Raw genomic sequence first — 17,045 nt, 5'->3', positions numbered from 1 at the left:
CGCCCGCCAGGTGGCGGGCGTTCGGTGCAGCGCTTACTTCAGGGCCTTGAAGCGCAGGCGCTTCGGGCCGGCCTCGTCGCCGAGGCGACGCTTCTTGTCTTCCTCGTACTCGCGGTAGTTGCCCTGGAAGAACTCCACGTGCGAGTCGCCCTCGAAGGCGAGGATGTGCGTGGCGATGCGGTCCAGGAACCAGCGGTCGTGCGAGATCACGAAGGCGTTGCCGGGGAACTCCAGCAGCGCGTCTTCCAGCGCACGCAGGGTCTCGATGTCCAGGTCGTTCGACGGTTCGTCGAGCAGCAGCACGTTGCCGCCCTGCAGCAGGGTCTTGGCCATGTGCAGGCGGCCGCGCTCGCCGCCGGACAGCGAGCCGACCAGCTTCTGCTGGTCCGGGCCCTTGAAGTTGAAGCGGCCGATGTAGGCGCGCGACTGGATCTCGATGCCGTTGATGTTGAGGATGTCCAGGCCGCCGGAGACTTCCTGGAACACGGTGTTGGTCGGGGTCAGCGCGCCGCGGCTCTGGTCCACGTAGGCCAGGTTCACGGTCGGGCCGATCACGATCTCGCCGGTGTCCGGCTTTTCCTGGCCGGTGATCATCTTGAACAGGGTCGACTTGCCGGCGCCGTTCGGGCCGATGATGCCGACGATCGCGCCGGCCGGCACGATGAAGCTCAGGTCGTCGATCAGCAGGCGCTCGCCGAACTTCTTCGACACGTTCCTGAACTCGATCACCGAGTTGCCCAGGCGCTCGCCCGGCGGGATGAAGATCTCGTTGGTCTCGTTGCGCTTCTGGTACTCGACCGACTGCAGCTCGTCGAGGCGGGCCAGGCGCGCCTTGCCCTTGGAGCGGCCGCCCTTGGCGTTCTGGCGGGCCCATTCCAGTTCCTTGGCGATCGCCTTCTGGCGCGCCTTCTCCTGGTTCTCTTCCTGCTTGAGGCGCTCTTCCTTCTGCTGCAGCCACTCGGTGTAGTTGCCCTTCCACGGGATGCCGCGGCCGCGGTCGAGCTCGAGGATCCACTCGGCGGCGTTGTCGAGGAAGTAGCGGTCGTGGGTCACCGCCACCACGGTGCCGGTGTAGCGGGCCAGGAACTGCTCCAGCCACTCGACCGACTCGGCGTCGAGGTGGTTGGTCGGTTCGTCGAGCAGCAGCATGTCCGGCTTCTGCAGCAGCAGGCGGCACAGCGCGACGCGGCGCTTCTCGCCGCCGGACAGCTTGCCGATCTTCGCGTCCCACGGCGGCAGGCGCAGCGCGTCGGCGGCCACGTCCAGCTGCTGCTCGAGGGTGTGGGCGTCGCCCGAGGCCAGGATCGCCTCCAGGCGCTCCTGCTCCTTGGCCAGCGCGTCGAAGTCGGCGCCTTCCTCGGCGTAGGCGGCATAGACCTTCTCCAGCGCGGCCTGCGCCTGCAGGACCTCGCCGACGCCTTCCTCGACCGCTTCGCGGACGGTCATCTCCGGATCCAGCTCCGGCTCCTGCGGCAGGTAGCCGACCTTGATGCCCGGCTGCGGGCGGGCCTCGCCCTCGAAGTCCTGGTCGACGCCGGCCATGATCCGCAGCACGGTGGACTTGCCGGCGCCATTGAGGCCCAGCAGGCCGATCTTGGCCCCCGGGAAGAAGCTCAGCGAGATGTCCTTGATGATCTGCCGCTTCGGCGGGACCACCTTGGACACCCGGTTCATGGTGTAGATGTATTGCGAGGACATGCTGTCTCCGTAGCGCGCGACCGCGTCCCGGCCGGCGTACGGACGGGATCCCGGCTGGAAGGGGAACGCGCAATTATAGCCCGATCGCGGGCTTGGCCCCGGCGCTCAGGGTGCCCCGCAAGCCAAGGCGGGCGCCGGGATTTCCGCTGGCTGAACGGGCCGGGGAAGGTATTGACGGGAAACGGTTCCAGTCGGAATCCGTTCATGCGCCGTGAACAAGATTGGACCCGTCCCACCCAACACCAGCGAGTGCCGCCATGAAGATGAACCGAGTGATTGCCGTTGCGATGACCTCGTTGCTCGCACTGGGCGTCGCGGCCCCGGCCCTGGCGGCTGGCGGCCCCGGCCACGACCGCGGCCACCACGGCTGGAACGACCGCGGCCGCGGCCACGACAAGCCCCACCACCGCCACGGCCATGACCGCCGCGACGACCGCCGCCACTACAGCAACGGCTACAAGGACGGCTACCGCGATGCCCGCTACCGCGAGCCGCGGGTGGTCTACCGCCCGGCGCCGTCGTACGGCTGGGTGCGCGGCCACCGCTACCGCGACTACTACCGGGGCCCGGTCTACGTGGTGCACGACTACGACCGCTACCACCTGCGCCGTCCGCCGCACGGCCACCACTGGATCCGCGACGACCGCGGCGACATGCTCCTGGTGGCGGTAGCCACCGGCATCATCGCCGACATCATCCTGCACCACTGACCGGCTCCCTCCGGGGTTCGCCCAGGCGCCGTCCCGCAGTCGCTGCGGGGCGGCGTTTGCGTTTCCGGGGCACGGCCAAGGCCGGCAGGAGGGCGGAAGAGGGCCGCAGCGGGTGCTTCCCGGCCGTCCACAGCGGTCGGGCGCGGGATTCCGCGACCCCCTTCAATGGCGGCAACCTGCCGCCGGGCTTACAATTTCGGGCCTGAGCACCCCCGCCCGCACGCCCCTGGAGAGCCGATGTACCCGCGCGACGCCCGAATCGAAGCCTACGATCCCGAACTGGCCAAGGCGATCGCCGACGAGGCCCGGCGCCAGGAGGACCATGTCGAGCTGATCGCGAGCGAGAACTACGCCAGCCCGCGGGTCATGGAAGCGCAGGGCAGCGTGCTGACCAACAAGTACGCCGAAGGCTATCCGCACAAGCGCTACTACGGCGGCTGCGAATACGTCGACGTCGCCGAGCAGCTGGCGATCGACCGGGTCAAGCAGCTGTTCGGCGCCGGCTCCACGGAAGGGATGTACGCCAACGTGCAGCCGCACTCCGGCTCGCAGGCCAACCAGGCCGTGTACTTCGCCCTGCTGCAGCCGGGCGACACCATCCTCGGCATGTCGCTGGCCCACGGCGGCCACCTGACCCACGGCGCCAAGGTGAATGCCTCGGGCAAGCTGTTCAACGCCATCCAGTACGGCGTCAACGACGAAGGCCTGATCGACTACGACGAGGTCGAGCGCCTGGCCGTGGAGCGCAAGCCGAAGATGGTCGTGGCCGGCTTCTCGGCCTACTCGCAGGTGATCGACTGGGCGCGCTTCCGCGCCATCGCCGACAAGGTCGGCGCGTACCTGTTCGTGGACATGGCCCACGTCGCCGGCCTGGTCGCCGCCGGCGTGTACCCGAACCCGCTGCCGCACGCGCACGTGGTCACCTCGACCACCCACAAGACCCTGCGCGGCCCGCGCGGCGGCATCATCCTCTCCGCCAGCCAGGGCGCCGGCGAACAGTTCGAGGAAATCTCCAAGAAGCTGCAGTCGATCGTGTTCCCGGGCATCCAGGGCGGTCCGCTGATGCACGTGATCGCGGCCAAGGCCGTGGCCTTCAAGGAAGCGCTGGAGCCGGAGTTCAAGGCCTACCAGCAGCAGGTCGTGAAGAACGCCCAAGCCATGGCGAACACCCTTATCGCACGCGGCTACAAGATCGTTTCCGGTGGCACGCAGAACCACCTGATGCTGGTCGACATGATCGGCAAGGAAGTGTCCGGCAAGGACGCGGAGGCCGCGCTGGGCAAGGCCCACATCACCGTCAACAAGAACTCGGTCCCCAACGACCCGCGTTCGCCGTTCGTGACCTCGGGCCTGCGCCTGGGCACCCCGGCGGTGACCACCCGCGGCTACACCGAGCAGGACTGCGTCGACCTGGCCAACTGGATCGCCGACGTGCTCGACGCGCCGAACGACGAGGGCGTGATCGCCGCGGTGCGCGCCAAGGTCACCGAGCAGTGCCGGAAGTATCCGGTCTACGGCTGAGCGGGACCGGTCGGGATGGAGCCCGGCCGGGCTCCGGCATGGTTGGCGGTGGTGGCCCGCGAGGCCATCGCCGCTGACGTGGCCGCCATCCCCTGCGAGTGCGGGGCCCGCTGAGGAAGTCCGATGCATTGTCCGTACTGCCAGCACAACGATACCCGGGTGATCGATTCGCGCGTGTCCGAGGACGGCGCGACGATCCGCCGCCGCCGCGGCTGCGAGGCTTGCGGTGAGCGCTTCAGCACCCTGGAAACGGTGGAACTGAAGCTGCCGGCGATCATCAAGAGCGACGGCCGCCGCGAACAGTTCGACGCCAAGAAGCTGCGCCAGGGCTTCGACCGCGCGCTGCAGAAGCGCCCGGTGTCCGAGGAGCAGATCGAGGCCGCGGTGCGCGCGGTGGTGCACGGCGTGCGCATGAGCGGCGAGCGCGAGCTGCCGTCCCGGCGCATCGGCGAGTTCGTGATGGACGAGCTGCGCAAGCTCGACCATGTCGGCTACGTGCGCTTCGCCTCGGTCTACCGCAGCTTCGAGGACGTGGCCGATTTCCGCGAGGAGATCGAGAAGCTCGAGCGCGACCTGCCGCCGGGCAGCGGCCAGCTGCCGCTGCTGCAGGGCGGCGAGGTCGTACCGATCGACCGGCACGCCGACCGCAGCCGGAAACGCTGACCGCGGCCATGCGCATCGAGTGGCTGCGTGACCACCCGCGGCACATCGACGCGCTCGCCGCCGCGCACGTCGAGGCCTTCGGCCGGCTGCTGCCGGACTGGACCGTGGCGCAGGCGGCCGAGGAACTGCGTTCGCACTCGCAGGCGCGTGCGATCCCGACCACCCTGCTGGCGCTGGACGATGCCGGCGACTGGCTCGGTTCGGTAAGCCTGCTGCAGGAAGACCACCAGGACATCCGCCAGTACTCGCCGTGGCTGGCCAGCCTGTACGTGCGCCCGGAGACGCGCGGGCAGGGCGTGGGCGCGGCATTGGCCGCGCGCGGCGTGGCCGAGGCCGGAGCGCTGGGCGTGCGGGAGCTGTACCTGTACTGCACGCCGGCGCTGGTCGCCTGGTACCGCGCGCGGGGCTGGCGCGAGCATGCGCAGGTGACGCTGGGGCCGCTGCACGTGCAGGTGATGGCGATCGAATGCACGGGGGAAGCCTGATGGACGGTTTCGACGCCCGCGACCAGGAGCTGATGGCCCGCGCGCTGCAGCTGGCCGCACGCGGCCTGTGGACCGCGCGCCCGAACCCGATGGTCGGCTGCGTGATCGCCCGCGACGGCGAAATCGTCGGCGAGGGCTGGCATCCGCGCACCGGCGAGCCGCACGCGGAAGTGTTCGCCCTGCGCGACGCCGGCGAACGCGCGCGCGGCGCAACCGCCTACGTGACCCTGGAACCCTGCGCCCACCACGGACGCACGCCGCCGTGCGCCGATGCGCTGGTCGCCGCCGGCGTCGCCCGGGTGGTGGCGGCGATGCGCGATCCGTTCCCGCGCGTCGACGGCGCCGGCTTCGCCCGCCTGCGTGCGGCCGGGATCGAGGTGGCCTCCGGGCTGCTGGAGGACGAAGCGCGCGAGCTCAACCGCGGCTTCCTGTCGCGGGTGCAGCGCGGCCGGCCGTGGCTGCGGATCAAGCTTGCCGCCAGCCTGGACGGGCGCACGGCGATGGCCAGCGGCGAATCGAAATGGATCACCGGCGAGGCCGCGCGCGCCGACGTGCAGCGCTGGCGCGCGCGCAGCAGCGCCATCCTCACCGGCGCCGACACCGTGCTGGCCGACGACCCGGCGCTGACCGCGCGGGTCGGCGAGGGCGCCGATCTCGTGCCGCCGCTGCGCGTGGTCCTCGACAGCCGCCTGCGCAGCCTGGAGCGCGCGAAGGTCCGCGATGGCAGCGCGCCGACGCTGTACCTGCATGGTCCCGATGGCGTGCCGCCGCCGGGCCTGGAGGCGGAGTTCGCTGCCGTGCCCCTGCGCGACGGCCACCTCGACCTGGAGGCGGCGCTGCGCCTGCTCGGCGAGCGCGGGGTCAACGAGCTCCAGGTGGAAGCCGGCCCGGCCCTGTGCGGCGCACTGCTGCGCGCCGGCCTGGTCGACGAGCTGCTGCTGTACCAGGCGCCGCTGCTGCTGGGCGACGCGGCGCGGCCGCTGTTCGCCGGGCTCGGCCTCGACACCATGGCCCAGGCCCTTCGCTTCGAGGTGGTCGACGAGGCCACCTTCGGCTCCGACCGGCGCCTGCTGCTGCGGCCGCGCCAGGCCTGAGGGCGGCCTCGCCGGCCGGGCCCGGCCGGGGCGTGGATGGAGTGTTCCGGCCCGGACATGAGGCATGCAGCCGCCTGCGGTAGAATGCGCGGGCCGGTTCGCCGGCGTTCCCCACAACCAGAAACAACGTCTTCAGGGCGGGGTGGAATTCCCCACCGGCGGTAGGCGCGGTGCTTCGGCATGGCGCGAGCCCGCGAGCGCTTCCGGCCGGCAACCGGCGGAAGGCAGCAGATCCGGTCCAATGCCGGAGCCGACGGTCGAGGCGTGGTCAGTCCACGCCCTAGAGTCCGGATGAAAGAAGACGCAGCCGCCCGGCCCGTGCCGGGCGTCCGCCCGTGCCCCGGGACGTTTTTCGCTAGCAACAGGCGGAAAACGCGATGAAGTTCCACCCAGTGTCCCGCGCCGGCGGCGCGGCCCCGACGCAGCCCCGATGCCTCCCGCGGGAGGTGTGCTGATGTTCACCGGCATCATTGAAGGCGTCGGCCGCCTGGCCGCGCGCGAGCCCCGCGGCGGCGATGTCCGCTTCACCTTCGCCACCGGCAACCTGCCGTTCGATAACGTCCGCCTCGGCGAGAGCATCGCGGTCAACGGCGTATGCCTGACCGTGATCGCGTTCGACGCGGCATCGTTCCAGGCCGATGCCTCCACCGAAACCCTGTCCCTGACCACCCTGGGCACGCTGGCCGAAGGCGCCGCGCTCAACCTGGAGCGCGCCATGCGCCCGGACGACCGCCTCGGCGGCCACCTGGTCAGCGGCCACGTCGACGGCATCGGCAAGGTGCTGTCCGTGCACGAGGATGCGCGCGCGCAGCGCTGGCGCTTCGCCGCGCCGGCGCCGCTGCTGAAGTACATCGCGAAGAAGGGTTCGATCTGCGTCGACGGCGTCAGCCTCACCGTCAACGAGGTCGACGACGAAGGCTTCGAGGTCGCGCTGATCCCGCACACCGTCGCCAACACCCGCTTCGCCGGGACGAAGGTGGGCGAGGCGGTGAACCTGGAGGTCGACCTGGTCGCCCGCTACGTCGAGCGCCTGCTCGGCGCGCGTGCCGGCGGCGAAGGAGCGGCGGCATGAACTTCGCGCCCGTCCCCGAACTGCTGGAGGAGATCCGTGCCGGCCGCATGGTGGTGATCGTCGACGACGAGGACCGCGAGAACGAAGGCGACCTGATCATGGCCGCCGAGCTGGTGCGCCCGGCCGACATCAACTTCATGGTCACCCACGCCCGCGGCCTGGTGTGCCTGTCGCTGACCCGCGAGCGCTGCGGCCAGCTCGGCCTGGCGCCGATGGTCCAGCGCAACACCGCGCAGTTCCAGACCAACTTCACCGTCAGCATCGAGGCCGCCGAGGGCGTCACCACCGGCATCTCCGCCTACGACCGCGCCCACACCATCCGCACCGCGGTGCGCCCGGACGCCAAGCCGAGCGACCTGAGCCAGCCGGGCCACGTGTTCCCGCTGATCGCCCAGCCCGGCGGCGTGCTGACCCGCGCCGGCCACACCGAGGCCGCCAGCGACCTGCCGATGCTCGCCGGCCTGGAGCCGGCCGGCGTGCTGGTCGAGATCATGAACCCCGACGGCACCATGGCCCGGCGCCCCGAGCTGGAAGTGTTCGCCCGCGAGCACGGCCTGAAGATGGGCTCGATCGCCGACCTGATCGCCTGGCGCCTGGCCAACGAGCACACCGTCGAGCGCGTCGACGAACGCGACATCGACACCGAGTTCGGCCCGTTCCGCCTGCTGACCTACCGCGACCGCATCGCCCACGAACTGCACTTCGCCCTGGTCCGCGGCACCCCCGACAAGGCCACCCCGACCCTGGTCCGGGTGCAGGTCGAGAACCCGCTGAGCGACCTGCTGCACTGGCGCCGCGACGACTTCGGCGTGGCCGCCACCGACGCCCTGCGCGCGATCGCCGCCGAAGGGCAGGGCGTGATGGTGGTGCTGTCCGAGCCGCGCGACCCCGAGGCCCTGCTGGCGCGCCTGCGCAAGCAACCGGAGATCCAGGCCAACCGCAAGGACGTCGGCCAGTGGCGGCGCAACGGCGCCGGCGCGCAGATCCTGGCCGACCTCGGCCTGGGCAGGTTGCGCGTGCTGGGCACCCCGCGCCGCCAGGTCGGCCTGGCCGGCTACGGCCTGGAAGTCGTCGAGTACCTCACCCCGTAAGCGGCTTGCCGCAGCAACAAGGCGAGCTCGGTTCTCCTGGAGGTCCCGCCACCTGTCGAAGCGTCGCCTTGGCGCCCCTGACGGGAGGTAAAGGAGGAGGCGCCGGCCTTGGCCGGCGCCGGGGGACACGAGCGGCAGGGGCGCCACGGCGGCGCGCCCCCAGCCCCGTCCCCGCCGCCGCGCTTCTGCTCCCTGTCCATCAACCCGCCTTCCGGGCCAATCCCGGACGCCCCCCGATCCCGCGTCCGGTAAACTGTGCGACCCCCGAGGACCCGTAACCCATGACCCTCTACGAAGGCGACCTCCGCCTGCCGGCCGGCGCCCGCATCGCGATCCTGGCCAGCCGCTGGAACGCCCGCATCACCGACGCCCTCGTCGCCGGCGCCCGTCGCTGCCTGGCCGACCACGGCGTGCCCGAGGATGCCGTCGACGTCGTCCGCATGCCCGGCGCCTGGGAACTGCCGGTCGCCGCCCGCCAGCTCGCGCTTGCCGGCAACCACCGCGCCCTCGTCGTGCTGGGCTGCGTCGTCCGCGGCGACACCCGCCACTACGAACACGTCGCCGACCTCTGCGCCGAAGGCCTGATGCGCGTCGCCCTCGACACCGGCGTGCCCGTGCTCAACGGCGTGCTGGCCGTCGAACGCTTCGAGGATGCCGAGGCCCGCGCCGGCGGCAGCCACGGCAACAAGGGCGAGGAAGTCGCGCTTGCCGCGCTGGAAATGATCAACCTGCTGGAGCGCCTGCCATGAACCGTCCCCACCGCACCCGCCCCGGCATCGACCCGGTGCTGCGCGCCCGCGCCCGCCGCCGCGCCCTGCAGGCGATCTATGCCTGGCAGATCTCCGGCGGCAACGCCCAGCAGGTGATCGCCCAGTTCGCCCACGAACAGGCCCACGAAGTCGCCGACCTCGAGTACTTCGAGGACCTGGTGCGCGGCGTGATCGCCGAGCGCGCCGGCCTGGACGTGGCCCTGGCCCCGCACCTGGACCGCGGCGTCGAGGAAGTCGACGCGATCGAGCGCGCCGTGCTGCGCCTGGCCGCCTACGAACTGCTGCACCGCCCGGACGTGCCGTACCGCGTGGTGATCAACGAGGCGATCGAGACCGCCAAGCGCTTCGGCTCCGAACACGGCCACACCTACGTCAACGGCGTGCTCGACCGCGCCAGCGCCGAGTGGCGGCCCGTGGAAGTGCAGGCCGGCCGCAACGGCAACGGCCGCTGAGGCCGTGCGGGCGCGCTGGCGCCCGCCCCACACGGCGTTTCTGCGCGGCCTGCGCCGCGCCGCGCAGCGCTTCATTGCCACCGGTTCCGTCCGCCAGCGGACGCATGACGTAGCCGCCCGCCGTCCGTAGCGGGCAAGATGGCAGGCATGGCCGAATTCGACCTCATCGACCTGGTCCGCGCGCGCACCGGCGCCCTTGCCGCCGCGCGGGGCGACGTGGCCCTGGGCATCGGCGACGACGCCGCGCTGCTGCGCGTGCCGCCTGGCCACGAGCTGGTGGTCACCGCCGACACGCTCAACGCCGGCGTGCATTTCCCGCAGGACGCCGCGCCGGCCGACATCGGCTGGAAGGCGCTGGCGGTCAACCTGTCCGACCTGGCTTCGATGGGCGCGCGCCCGGCCTGGTGCACGCTGTCGCTCTCGCTGCCGGAAGCCGATCCGGCCTGGCTGCGCGCCTTCGTCGACGGCTTCGCGGAACTGGCCGCCCTGCACGGCATCGCCCTCGTCGGCGGCGACACCACGCGTGGCCCGCTGTCGATCGCGGTCACCGCCATGGGCCTGGTGGAAACCGGCGCCGCGCTGCGCCGCGACCGCGCGCGCGTCGGCGACGACGTCTGGGTGACCGGGACGCTGGGGGATGCGGCGGCGGCGCTGGTGCTCGACGGCCACATGCCAGCCCCGGAAGGGCAGATGCCCTCGTCGGTATCCACGGACGTGGCCGCGGCGCTGCATGCACGCTTGGCACGGCCGACCCCGCGCGTGGAAGCCGGTCGCCGCCTGCTCGGCCTGGCCCGCGCCTGCGTCGATGTTTCCGACGGCCTGCTCGCCGACCTCGGACACATCTGCACGCGCAGCGCGGTCGGCGCGGAGATCGATATCGCGCAGCTGCCGGCATCGCCGGCGCTGGCCGCCGCATTCGAACCATCGGTGCGGCATGCACTGCAGGCCAGTGGTGGCGACGACTACGAGCTGTGCTTCACCGCCGATCCGGCGCTGCGCGACCATGTCGCCGCAGCGCTGGAACTGGCGGGCGTGGAGGCCGCCCGCATCGGCCGCATCGTCGCCGGCAGCGGCGTGCGCGCGCTGAAAGCCCACGGCGGCCAGTGGCAGCCGCCGCGCAGCGGCTACGTGCATTTCGGCTGAGCGGGACTTCGCTCGTCGCCGCCCCGGATCAGAGCTGCGCCACCGCCGCCGCCATCCGTTCCACCGCCTCCTGCAGCAGCGATCGCGGCATCGCGAAGTTGAGCCGCACGTGGCCTTCGCCACCGTCGCCGCACTCGGCGCCATCGGTCAGCGCGACGTGGGCGTGGCGGCGGAAGAACGCGGCCGGCGCGGTGTCCAGCGGCAGCGCGCGGCAGTCCAGCCAGGCCAGGTAGGTGCCCTGCGGTTCGACGTAGCCGAGCTGCGGCAGCTTTTCGCGCAGCAGCCGGCCGAGCAGTTCGCGGTTGCCATGCAGGTAGTCGAGCACCGCCGACAGCCACGGATCGCCCTCGCGCCAGGCCGCGGTGTGCGCGATCACCCCGGGCGTGGAGGTGCTGTTGCCGGCGAAGTGGCCGATCCCGCGCCAGCGCTGCAGGTCCTCCGCGCGGGTGAACACCAGCTGCGCGCACTTGAGTCCGGCCAGGTTCCAGGCCTTCGAAGCCGACACCGCGGTAATCGCCTGCCGCGCCGCCTCGTCGGAGAGGCTGGCGTAGGGCACGTGGCGGTGGCCGGGATAGACCAGCGGTGCGTGGATCTCGTCGGCGAACACACGCGCGTCGTGGCGCGCGGCAATCGCCGCGATCCGGCGCAGCTCGTCTTCGCGGTAGACCTTGCCGATCGGATTGTGCGGATTGCACAGCAGCAGCATGCGCGCGCCGTCGGCGAAGGCGCGGTCCAGCGCGTCCTCGTCCAGCGTCCAGCCCGCGTCGCCGCGCCGCATCGGCACCTGCCGCACCGGGTGGCCGAGCAGCGCCAGCAGCGGCAGGAACGGCATGTAGCACGGCACCGGCACCGCGACCATGGCGCCGGCCGGCAGGTAGTGGCGGCACACGACTTCCAGCGCACCGAGCACGTCGGGCACGGCACGGATCGCATCCGCGGAAATCTCCCAGCCGTGGTGGCGGCGCTGCCAGTCGGCGCAGGCCTCGGCCATCGCCCGCAGCGGCGCGGCGGAGAGGTAGCCGAGCTGGCTGCTTTCGACCGCGGCGTGCAGCGCCTGGCGGATCGGCGCGGCGATGCCGAAGTCCATCTCGGCGACGAAGGCGCCGATGCAGTCCGGGAACGCGCGCCACTTCAGCCCGCCATGCGCGCGCAGCTGTTCCAGGGTGATCGAATCGAATGCCGAGGTGTCCAAGCCATCGCTCCGCCGTGTGCGCCGGCATTCTCGCATCCGCCATGCATGTGCGGCGTAGCCGCGATCCCGGCCCGCGGTTCTGTAGAGTCGGGCTTGCCCGACTCCCACGCCCGATGTGCCCGCGGACGCGAAGAGCAGCGGGGCAAGCCCCGCTCTACGGGAAGAGCAGCGGGGCGAGCCCCGCTCTACACGGGCGGGAGGACCTTGCCGGGGTTGAGGATCCCGTCCGGATCCAGCGCCGCCTTCACCGCGCGCATCGCCGCCAGGGTGGCCGCGTCGAGGGCACGCGGCATCCAGTCGCGCTTGGCCACGCCGATGCCGTGTTCGCCCGACAGCGTGCCCTGCAGCGACAGCACCAGCGCGAACACCTGCTCCAGCGCGGCCTGCGCGCGCGCGGTTTCGGCGGCGTCGTCCGGGTGGTACATGATGTTGACGTGCAGGTTGCCGTTGCCGGCATGGCCGAACACCACGATCGGCAGCGCATGCTGCGCCGCCAGCGCCTCGACCCCGGACACCAACTCGGGGATGCGCGACACCGGCACCACCACGTCCTCGTTGATCTTGCCCGGGGCGATGCTGCGCAGCGCCGGCGAGAGCGCGCGCCGCGCGGTCCACAGGCGGTCGCGGGCGCTGCCGTCGGTGGCCACGTCCAGCGCCAGCATGCCGTCGCCGGTGGCCGCATCGGCCAGCGCCTGCAGCGCGTAGGGCAGGGTGTCGTGGTCGCCGTCGGCCTCGACCAGCAGCATCGCGCCGGCCTCCGGCACCTCGGCGCCGTTGCGGCGGAGCAGGGCGATGGCGCTGGCGTCCAGGAACTCGAGCATCGCCGGCACCTGCGGCTGGCGCATCAGCCGCGATACCGCGGCGGTCGCGGCGGAGGCGTCGCGGTAGAGCGCACGCAGCCCGGCCTGCGCGGCCGGGCGCGGCACCAGCCGCAGGGTGGCTTCCACCACCAGGGCGAGGGTGCCTTCGCTGCCGATCACCAGGTGGGTGAGGTCGTAGCCGGTGGCGTCCTTGGTCCACGGTCCGCCGCAGCGGATCACCTCGCCGCTGCCGGTCACCGCGACCAGGCCGAGCACGTTGTCGCGGGTGGCGCCGTACTTCACCGCGCGCGGGCCACCGGCATTGCAGGCGAGGTTGCCGCCGATGGTGCAGCGCTCGTAGCTGCCCGGATCCGGCGGCCAGAACAGCCCGTGCGGCTGCAGCGCCTGCTGCAGGTCGCCGTTGAGCACGCCCGGCTCGACCACCGCGCAGCGGTCGCCGGGGCGGATCTCCAGGATCCGGTCCATGCGCGCGAACGACACCACCACGCCGCCGGCGAACGGCACCGCGCCGCCGGCGGTGCCGGTGCCGGCGCCGCGCGCCACGATCGGCACGCGGTGTTCGCGGCAGGCGCGCACGATCGCCGCCACCTGTTCGCGGTCGCGCGGCAGCGCCACCGCGGCGGGCAGGGCGGACATGCGCGAATCGTCTTCGCCGTGCGCGCGCCGCGCCACTTCGCCCGTCAGCCAGCCTTCGGGGCCGAGCAGGTCGGCAAGGGTGGTGTCGAGCGCGGGGGGCAGGGCGGCGGTCATCGGCCGATTGTAGGCCCGCACGCCAGCAGCATCGAACGCCGCGCAGTGGACCTGGGCCGGCTAGATGTCATCCAGGCGGAACGCGTCGCGCAGCCAGTCGAGTTGCGGCGCGGCCGGATCGCCGGAAGCTTCGACCACGTCGAAGCGGCAGGGCAACTGGGCCAGCCGCGGATGCGAGCCCAGGTACAGCTGCGCGGCGCGGACCAGCCTGCGCCGCTTGCCATGGTCGACCGAGGCGAAGCCGCCACCGAAGGAGGAGGCGGCGCGGTAGCGCACTTCCACGAACACCACGGTGTCGCCGGAAGGGCCGTGTTCGAGCATCACCAGGTCGAGTTCGCCACCGCGGTAGCCGACGTTGGCCGCCAGCGTGCGCAGGCCGGCGCGCTCCAGGCGCCCGCGCGCTGCGGCTTCGACGAGCTGCCCGCGCGCGCGACGGTCGAGCATGGCCTCAGTAGCTGCCGCCGGACACCGGCACCGCGACGCCCCCGCGGAAGGTCGACCACTGCGGCTGGCGCACGATGTTGCCGAAGCCGTCCGAGCGCAGGCTGCCGGTGGCGCCGGCCAGCTCGCCGTCGGTGCTGCGCACCAGCCGTTCGAGGAAGGCGGTGATCAGCCAGGCGTCGTGGCCGAAGGCGAACAGGCGCGCGGCCGGACCGCGGGCAGTCGGCAGCATGTCCGAAACCTGGCTGTACGACGGCAGCCCGGCGACGCCACGTGCCTGCCAGGCCTCGCCCGGGAACACGATGCCGTCGAGCACCACGTCGTCCTCGGCGCGGCCGGTGCCGGAGGTCAGCTGCGAACCGGCCACGCGGGTGCGCGCGGCGAAACCGGCCAGGGCCAGCTGTGGCGCCAGCGCCCGCGCCTGCGGACCGCGCACGGCCAGGAACACGGAGTCCGCGCCGGCTGCGGCGGCCTGCGCGAGCTGCGCGGAGACGTCGCCCGGTTCCTCGCCGACGCTGACCACGGCGGCGACGTTGCCGCCGCGTTCCTGCACGCGCGCGCGAAACGCTTCCACGGTGCGGCGGCCGTTCTCGTCGCTGCCGGCGATCACCAGCACGTTGCGGTGCTCGCGCGCCAGCAGGTAGTCGGCGGCGACGATGCCGTCGTCCTCCGGCGCCAGCGAGAAGGCCAGGTGGCCCGGCGGCGGCGCGACGGTACCGCGGTTGAGCGCCAGGCTGGAGACGCCGCTGTCGGCGCCGCTGAACACCGCGCTGACCTCGTCGCGTCCGAGCGGGCCGACCACGAAGTCGTTGCCCTCGGCCACCGCCCGTGCGTATGCGGCCTGGGCGCCAGCGGGGGTGCCGCCGGTGTCGTAGAAGGTCATCGCCGGACGCGGGCGGCGTTCGGCGTAGTAGCCGGCGAGCAGGCCGTCGCGGACCGGGCCGGCGGCGGTGGCCAGCTGGCCGGTCAGCGGCAGCAGCACGGCGAGCTTGCGCGGCGGGCGGTAGCCGTCGGCGGCAGCGGGCGCGCGCTGGTCGAAGTTCCAGGCCTGGGCGGTGTCGAACGGGCGCGGCAGCGGCAGGCCGCGGCGGACCAGGGCGCGGCCGGCGAAGTTGTACAGCGGGTCGCCGGCCGGCAGGGCGGCAGCGCGCGCGGAGAGGGTGGCGTCGTCGAGGCCGGCCAGCAGGCGGTCGATCGCTTCACGGTTGGCGGTGCGGGCGTCGCCCTGCAGGCCGGCATCGGCGCGGGCGCGGGCGGCGGCGGCGCCGACCGGGTCGCCGGTGGCTTCCAGGCCGCGGGCCTCGGCCAGGTGCCAGCGCGATTGCAGCGGGGCGGCCAGCAGGGACGGATCGCTGCCGGCCAGCAGCGCGGGGACATTGGCCGGCTGGTTCCCGGCGATCGCCCACTCGGCCTGCAGCAGTGCCAGGCGGGCGCGGCTGGCGCCGGCGACCCGGCGCAGGTCGACCTGGGCGGCCAGGCTGCGGGCGCGGGCCGCGTCGCCGGCTTCCTGCCAGGCGAAGGCGGCGTCGGCGAGCAGGGCATTGCGCTGGGTGCCGCGGGCGCTGGTCGCCAGCGTTTCCAGGCGCTGCGCCGCTTCGCGCGCCTGGCCCTGTTCCAGCTGGGCCAGCGCGGCGGCGTGCTCCGGCGCCGCCGAGGGCGCGGTGGCCACGCTGGCACAGCCGGCGGCCAGCAGGGTGGCCAGGCATGGCGCCAGCCAGCGCAGGCGGATTGGGCGCGTCGCGGGGGCGGTGTGGTTGTGCATGTCCATCCGTCGGGGCCGGGCCGGTCGGTGAAAGGGCTTAGGATTCTACCTTTCCCCCCGGACCTGGACCTGTGATGCCCGCCGCCACCCTGCACGTCGTCGCCACGCCCATCGGCAACCTCGGCGATCTTTCGCCGCGGGCCCAGCAGGTGTTGCGCGAGGTGGCCGCGATTTGCGCCGAGGACACCCGGCGCAGCGCGCAGCTGCTGGGGCATTTCGGCATCGGCACGCCGCTGCTGGCCCTGCACGAGCACAACGAGCAGCAGATGGCCGAGCGGCTGGTGGCGCGGCTGCTGGCCGGGGAGTCGCTGGCCCTGGTCAGCGACGCGGGCACGCCGCTGGTCAGCGATCCGGGCTACCGGCTGGTGCGGGCGGCGCGCCAGGCGGGGGTGCGGGTCAGCCCGGTGCCGGGGCCGTCGGCGCTGATCGCGGCGCTGAGCGTGGCGGGGCTGCCCAGCGACCGGTTCGCCTTCGAGGGCTTCCTGCCGGCCAAGGCTTCGGCGCGCCGCGAGCGGCTGGGGGCGCTGGCCGGGGAGCCGCGCACGCTGGTCTTCTACGAGTCGGCGCACCGCATCGACGAGTCGCTGGCCGACCTGCGCGCGGCCTTCGGCGATGAGCGCCCCGCGGTCCTGGCGCGCGAGCTGACCAAGCTGTTCGAGACGGTGCTGGACGGCGACCTGGCCAGCCTCCATGAGCGGGTGCTGGCCGACGAGAACCAGCGCAAGGGCGAGTTCGTGCTGGTGGTCCAGGGGGTGGGCGAGGACACCGACGCCAAGCTGGCCGAAGGCCGCCGCGTCCACGCCATCCTGGCGAAGCAGCTCCCGCCCTCCGCCGCCGCCAGGCTCGCCGCCGAGATCACCGGGGCCCCGCGCAAGGCACTCTACGGTGGCGGTTCGGGCGAGTGAGTCGCCCTTCCGGGCCACGGGGTACAAGCAAGTAAGAGGTAGTGAGTGGTAAGGCGCCGGGAATGAACGAGGGCGCTGGCGACGTCTGGCGCGTCGCCATGCGCCAGCTGCCTCACCGCATCCACAGTTCACTGCTTGAAAGCATTGGCGTAGTTGGCTTCGGACGGAGCCGGGGCAGCGCGGGGTTATGGCGCATCGCGCGGTTCCGCCGTCCATGGCTCCAACGCGCGAACGCAGGCCATCCATGGCCTGCTTGCGCCATACCCCCGCGCTACCGCGTCTTTCGGCGCGTTGGGTCGTGGCTTCGTTCTCTCCCCTCTCCCACCGGGAGAGGGGCAGGGGTGATGGTCGGGACCTCTCGCCACGCTGGCATACCGACCCTCTCCCCAACCCCTCTCCCGGTGGGAGAGGGGCTTGAAGACGCCGGCATCCCCGCATCTTTCGTAGCCCGGATAAGCGCAGCGCATCCGGGAAC

The 17,045-nt window shown here is 72.5% G+C and carries 16 protein-coding genes and 1 riboswitch; of the genes, 11 read left to right on the top strand and 5 right to left on the bottom strand.

Annotated features, from left to right (window positions below):
- Window positions 1–33: 33 nt before the first annotated feature.
- On the bottom strand, window positions 34–1,698 hold the full coding sequence (ettA, locus tag M503_RS0108705; protein ID WP_028919857.1) for an energy-dependent translational throttle protein EttA: 1,665 nt from the start codon (window positions 1,696–1,698) through the stop codon (window positions 34–36).
- Window positions 1,699–1,955: 257 nt separating this feature from the next.
- On the opposite strand from ettA, the gene M503_RS0108700 reads away from it, so the two are divergent.
- The 10 genes from M503_RS0108700 to thiL all read left to right on the top strand — a co-directional run bounded on the left by M503_RS0108700 (window position 1,956) and on the right by thiL (window position 10,699).
- Entirely contained in the window at window positions 1,956–2,408 is a 453-nt protein-coding gene (locus tag M503_RS0108700; RefSeq protein ID WP_028919858.1) for an RcnB family protein, read from the top strand.
- Between the two features lie 237 nt (window positions 2,409–2,645).
- On the top strand, window positions 2,646–3,929 hold the full coding sequence (glyA, locus tag M503_RS0108695; protein ID WP_028919859.1) for a serine hydroxymethyltransferase: 1,284 nt from the start codon (window positions 2,646–2,648) through the stop codon (window positions 3,927–3,929).
- 123 nt (window positions 3,930–4,052) lie between these two features.
- A complete protein-coding gene (gene nrdR, locus M503_RS0108685) occupies window positions 4,053–4,592 on the top strand; it encodes a transcriptional regulator NrdR (RefSeq protein WP_024870006.1) in 540 nt (179 codons plus the stop codon).
- A gap of 8 nt (window positions 4,593–4,600) precedes the next feature.
- On the top strand, window positions 4,601–5,077 hold the full coding sequence (locus M503_RS0108680; protein WP_028919860.1) for a GNAT family N-acetyltransferase: 477 nt from the start codon (window positions 4,601–4,603) through the stop codon (window positions 5,075–5,077).
- Complete coding sequence (ribD, locus tag M503_RS0108675) at window positions 5,077–6,171, top strand: bifunctional diaminohydroxyphosphoribosylaminopyrimidine deaminase/5-amino-6-(5-phosphoribosylamino)uracil reductase RibD (RefSeq protein ID WP_028919861.1); 1,095 nt, start codon at window positions 5,077–5,079, stop codon at window positions 6,169–6,171. The genes M503_RS0108680 and ribD overlap by 1 nt, the downstream gene beginning before the upstream one ends.
- A gap of 124 nt (window positions 6,172–6,295) precedes the next feature.
- Window positions 6,296–6,478: riboswitch (FMN riboswitch) on the top strand.
- Window positions 6,479–6,625: 147 nt separating this feature from the next.
- On the top strand, window positions 6,626–7,243 hold the full coding sequence (locus tag M503_RS0108670; protein ID WP_028919862.1) for a riboflavin synthase: 618 nt from the start codon (window positions 6,626–6,628) through the stop codon (window positions 7,241–7,243).
- Window positions 7,240–8,334, top strand: coding sequence for a 3,4-dihydroxy-2-butanone-4-phosphate synthase (ribB, locus tag M503_RS0108665; RefSeq protein ID WP_028919863.1), 1,095 nt, complete (start codon window positions 7,240–7,242; stop codon window positions 8,332–8,334). Before M503_RS0108670 ends, ribB begins: the two co-directional genes overlap by 4 nt.
- 281 nt (window positions 8,335–8,615) lie before the next feature.
- Window positions 8,616–9,083, top strand: a complete 468-nt coding sequence (ribH, locus tag M503_RS0108660) for a 6,7-dimethyl-8-ribityllumazine synthase (protein WP_024870011.1) — start codon at window positions 8,616–8,618, stop codon at window positions 9,081–9,083.
- Complete coding sequence (nusB, locus tag M503_RS0108655) at window positions 9,080–9,556, top strand: transcription antitermination factor NusB (RefSeq protein WP_028919864.1); 477 nt, start codon at window positions 9,080–9,082, stop codon at window positions 9,554–9,556. Before ribH ends, nusB begins: the two co-directional genes overlap by 4 nt.
- 147 nt (window positions 9,557–9,703) lie before the next feature.
- On the top strand, window positions 9,704–10,699 hold the full coding sequence (thiL, locus tag M503_RS0108650) for a thiamine-phosphate kinase (RefSeq protein ID WP_028919865.1): 996 nt from the start codon (window positions 9,704–9,706) through the stop codon (window positions 10,697–10,699).
- Between the two features lie 28 nt (window positions 10,700–10,727).
- Here thiL and M503_RS0108645 read toward each other — a convergent pair whose 3' ends face one another.
- From M503_RS0108645 to M503_RS0108630, 4 genes are all read right to left on the bottom strand, one after another.
- A complete protein-coding gene (locus tag M503_RS0108645) occupies window positions 10,728–11,891 on the bottom strand; it encodes a MalY/PatB family protein (RefSeq protein WP_028919866.1) in 1,164 nt (387 codons plus the stop codon).
- A gap of 185 nt (window positions 11,892–12,076) precedes the next feature.
- Entirely contained in the window at window positions 12,077–13,462 is a 1,386-nt protein-coding gene (locus tag M503_RS0108640) for an FAD-binding oxidoreductase (protein ID WP_028919867.1), read from the bottom strand.
- A gap of 60 nt (window positions 13,463–13,522) precedes the next feature.
- The gene (locus tag M503_RS0108635) at window positions 13,523–13,906 is read right to left on the bottom strand and encodes a YraN family protein (protein ID WP_028919868.1); all 384 of its coding nucleotides are present in this window, start codon (window positions 13,904–13,906) and stop codon (window positions 13,523–13,525) included.
- Between the two features lie 4 nt (window positions 13,907–13,910).
- On the bottom strand, window positions 13,911–15,665 hold the full coding sequence (locus M503_RS0108630) for a penicillin-binding protein activator (protein WP_081720991.1): 1,755 nt from the start codon (window positions 15,663–15,665) through the stop codon (window positions 13,911–13,913).
- A 74-nt stretch (window positions 15,666–15,739) separates the two neighbouring features.
- On the opposite strand from M503_RS0108630, the gene rsmI reads away from it, so the two are divergent.
- A complete protein-coding gene (rsmI, locus tag M503_RS0108625; protein ID WP_028919870.1) occupies window positions 15,740–16,570 on the top strand; it encodes a 16S rRNA (cytidine(1402)-2'-O)-methyltransferase in 831 nt (276 codons plus the stop codon).
- Window positions 16,571–17,045 lie beyond the last annotated feature (475 nt).

Origin of the sequence: Pseudoxanthomonas suwonensis J47, assembly GCF_000513955.1 — a bacterium.
Lineage (GTDB): Bacteria > Pseudomonadota > Gammaproteobacteria > Xanthomonadales > Xanthomonadaceae > Pseudoxanthomonas > Pseudoxanthomonas suwonensis_C.
This window is presented reverse-complemented; position numbering and strand designations above follow the sequence as displayed.

What these genes read in the sequence shown, in the direction of transcription:
- ettA (WP_028919857.1), bottom strand. Translation starts at nt 1,698, where the DNA reads ATGTCCTCGCAATACATCTACACCATGAACCGGGTGTCCAAGGTGGTC.
- M503_RS0108700 (WP_028919858.1), top strand. Translation starts at nt 1,956, where the DNA reads ATGAAGATGAACCGAGTGATTGCCGTTGCGATGACCTCGTTGCTCGCA.
- glyA (WP_028919859.1), top strand. Translation starts at nt 2,646, where the DNA reads ATGTACCCGCGCGACGCCCGAATCGAAGCCTACGATCCCGAACTGGCC.
- nrdR (WP_024870006.1), top strand. Translation starts at nt 4,053, where the DNA reads ATGCATTGTCCGTACTGCCAGCACAACGATACCCGGGTGATCGATTCG.
- M503_RS0108680 (WP_028919860.1), top strand. Translation starts at nt 4,601, where the DNA reads ATGCGCATCGAGTGGCTGCGTGACCACCCGCGGCACATCGACGCGCTC.
- ribD (WP_028919861.1), top strand. Translation starts at nt 5,077, where the DNA reads ATGGACGGTTTCGACGCCCGCGACCAGGAGCTGATGGCCCGCGCGCTG.
- M503_RS0108670 (WP_028919862.1), top strand. Translation starts at nt 6,626, where the DNA reads ATGTTCACCGGCATCATTGAAGGCGTCGGCCGCCTGGCCGCGCGCGAG.
- ribB (WP_028919863.1), top strand. Translation starts at nt 7,240, where the DNA reads ATGAACTTCGCGCCCGTCCCCGAACTGCTGGAGGAGATCCGTGCCGGC.
- ribH (WP_024870011.1), top strand. Translation starts at nt 8,616, where the DNA reads ATGACCCTCTACGAAGGCGACCTCCGCCTGCCGGCCGGCGCCCGCATC.
- nusB (WP_028919864.1), top strand. Translation starts at nt 9,080, where the DNA reads ATGAACCGTCCCCACCGCACCCGCCCCGGCATCGACCCGGTGCTGCGC.
- thiL (WP_028919865.1), top strand. Translation starts at nt 9,704, where the DNA reads ATGGCCGAATTCGACCTCATCGACCTGGTCCGCGCGCGCACCGGCGCC.
- M503_RS0108640 (WP_028919867.1), bottom strand. Translation starts at nt 13,462, where the DNA reads ATGACCGCCGCCCTGCCCCCCGCGCTCGACACCACCCTTGCCGACCTG.
- M503_RS0108635 (WP_028919868.1), bottom strand. Translation starts at nt 13,906, where the DNA reads ATGCTCGACCGTCGCGCGCGCGGGCAGCTCGTCGAAGCCGCAGCGCGC.
- M503_RS0108630 (WP_081720991.1), bottom strand. Translation starts at nt 15,665, where the DNA reads ATGCACAACCACACCGCCCCCGCGACGCGCCCAATCCGCCTGCGCTGG.
- rsmI (WP_028919870.1), top strand. Translation starts at nt 15,740, where the DNA reads ATGCCCGCCGCCACCCTGCACGTCGTCGCCACGCCCATCGGCAACCTC.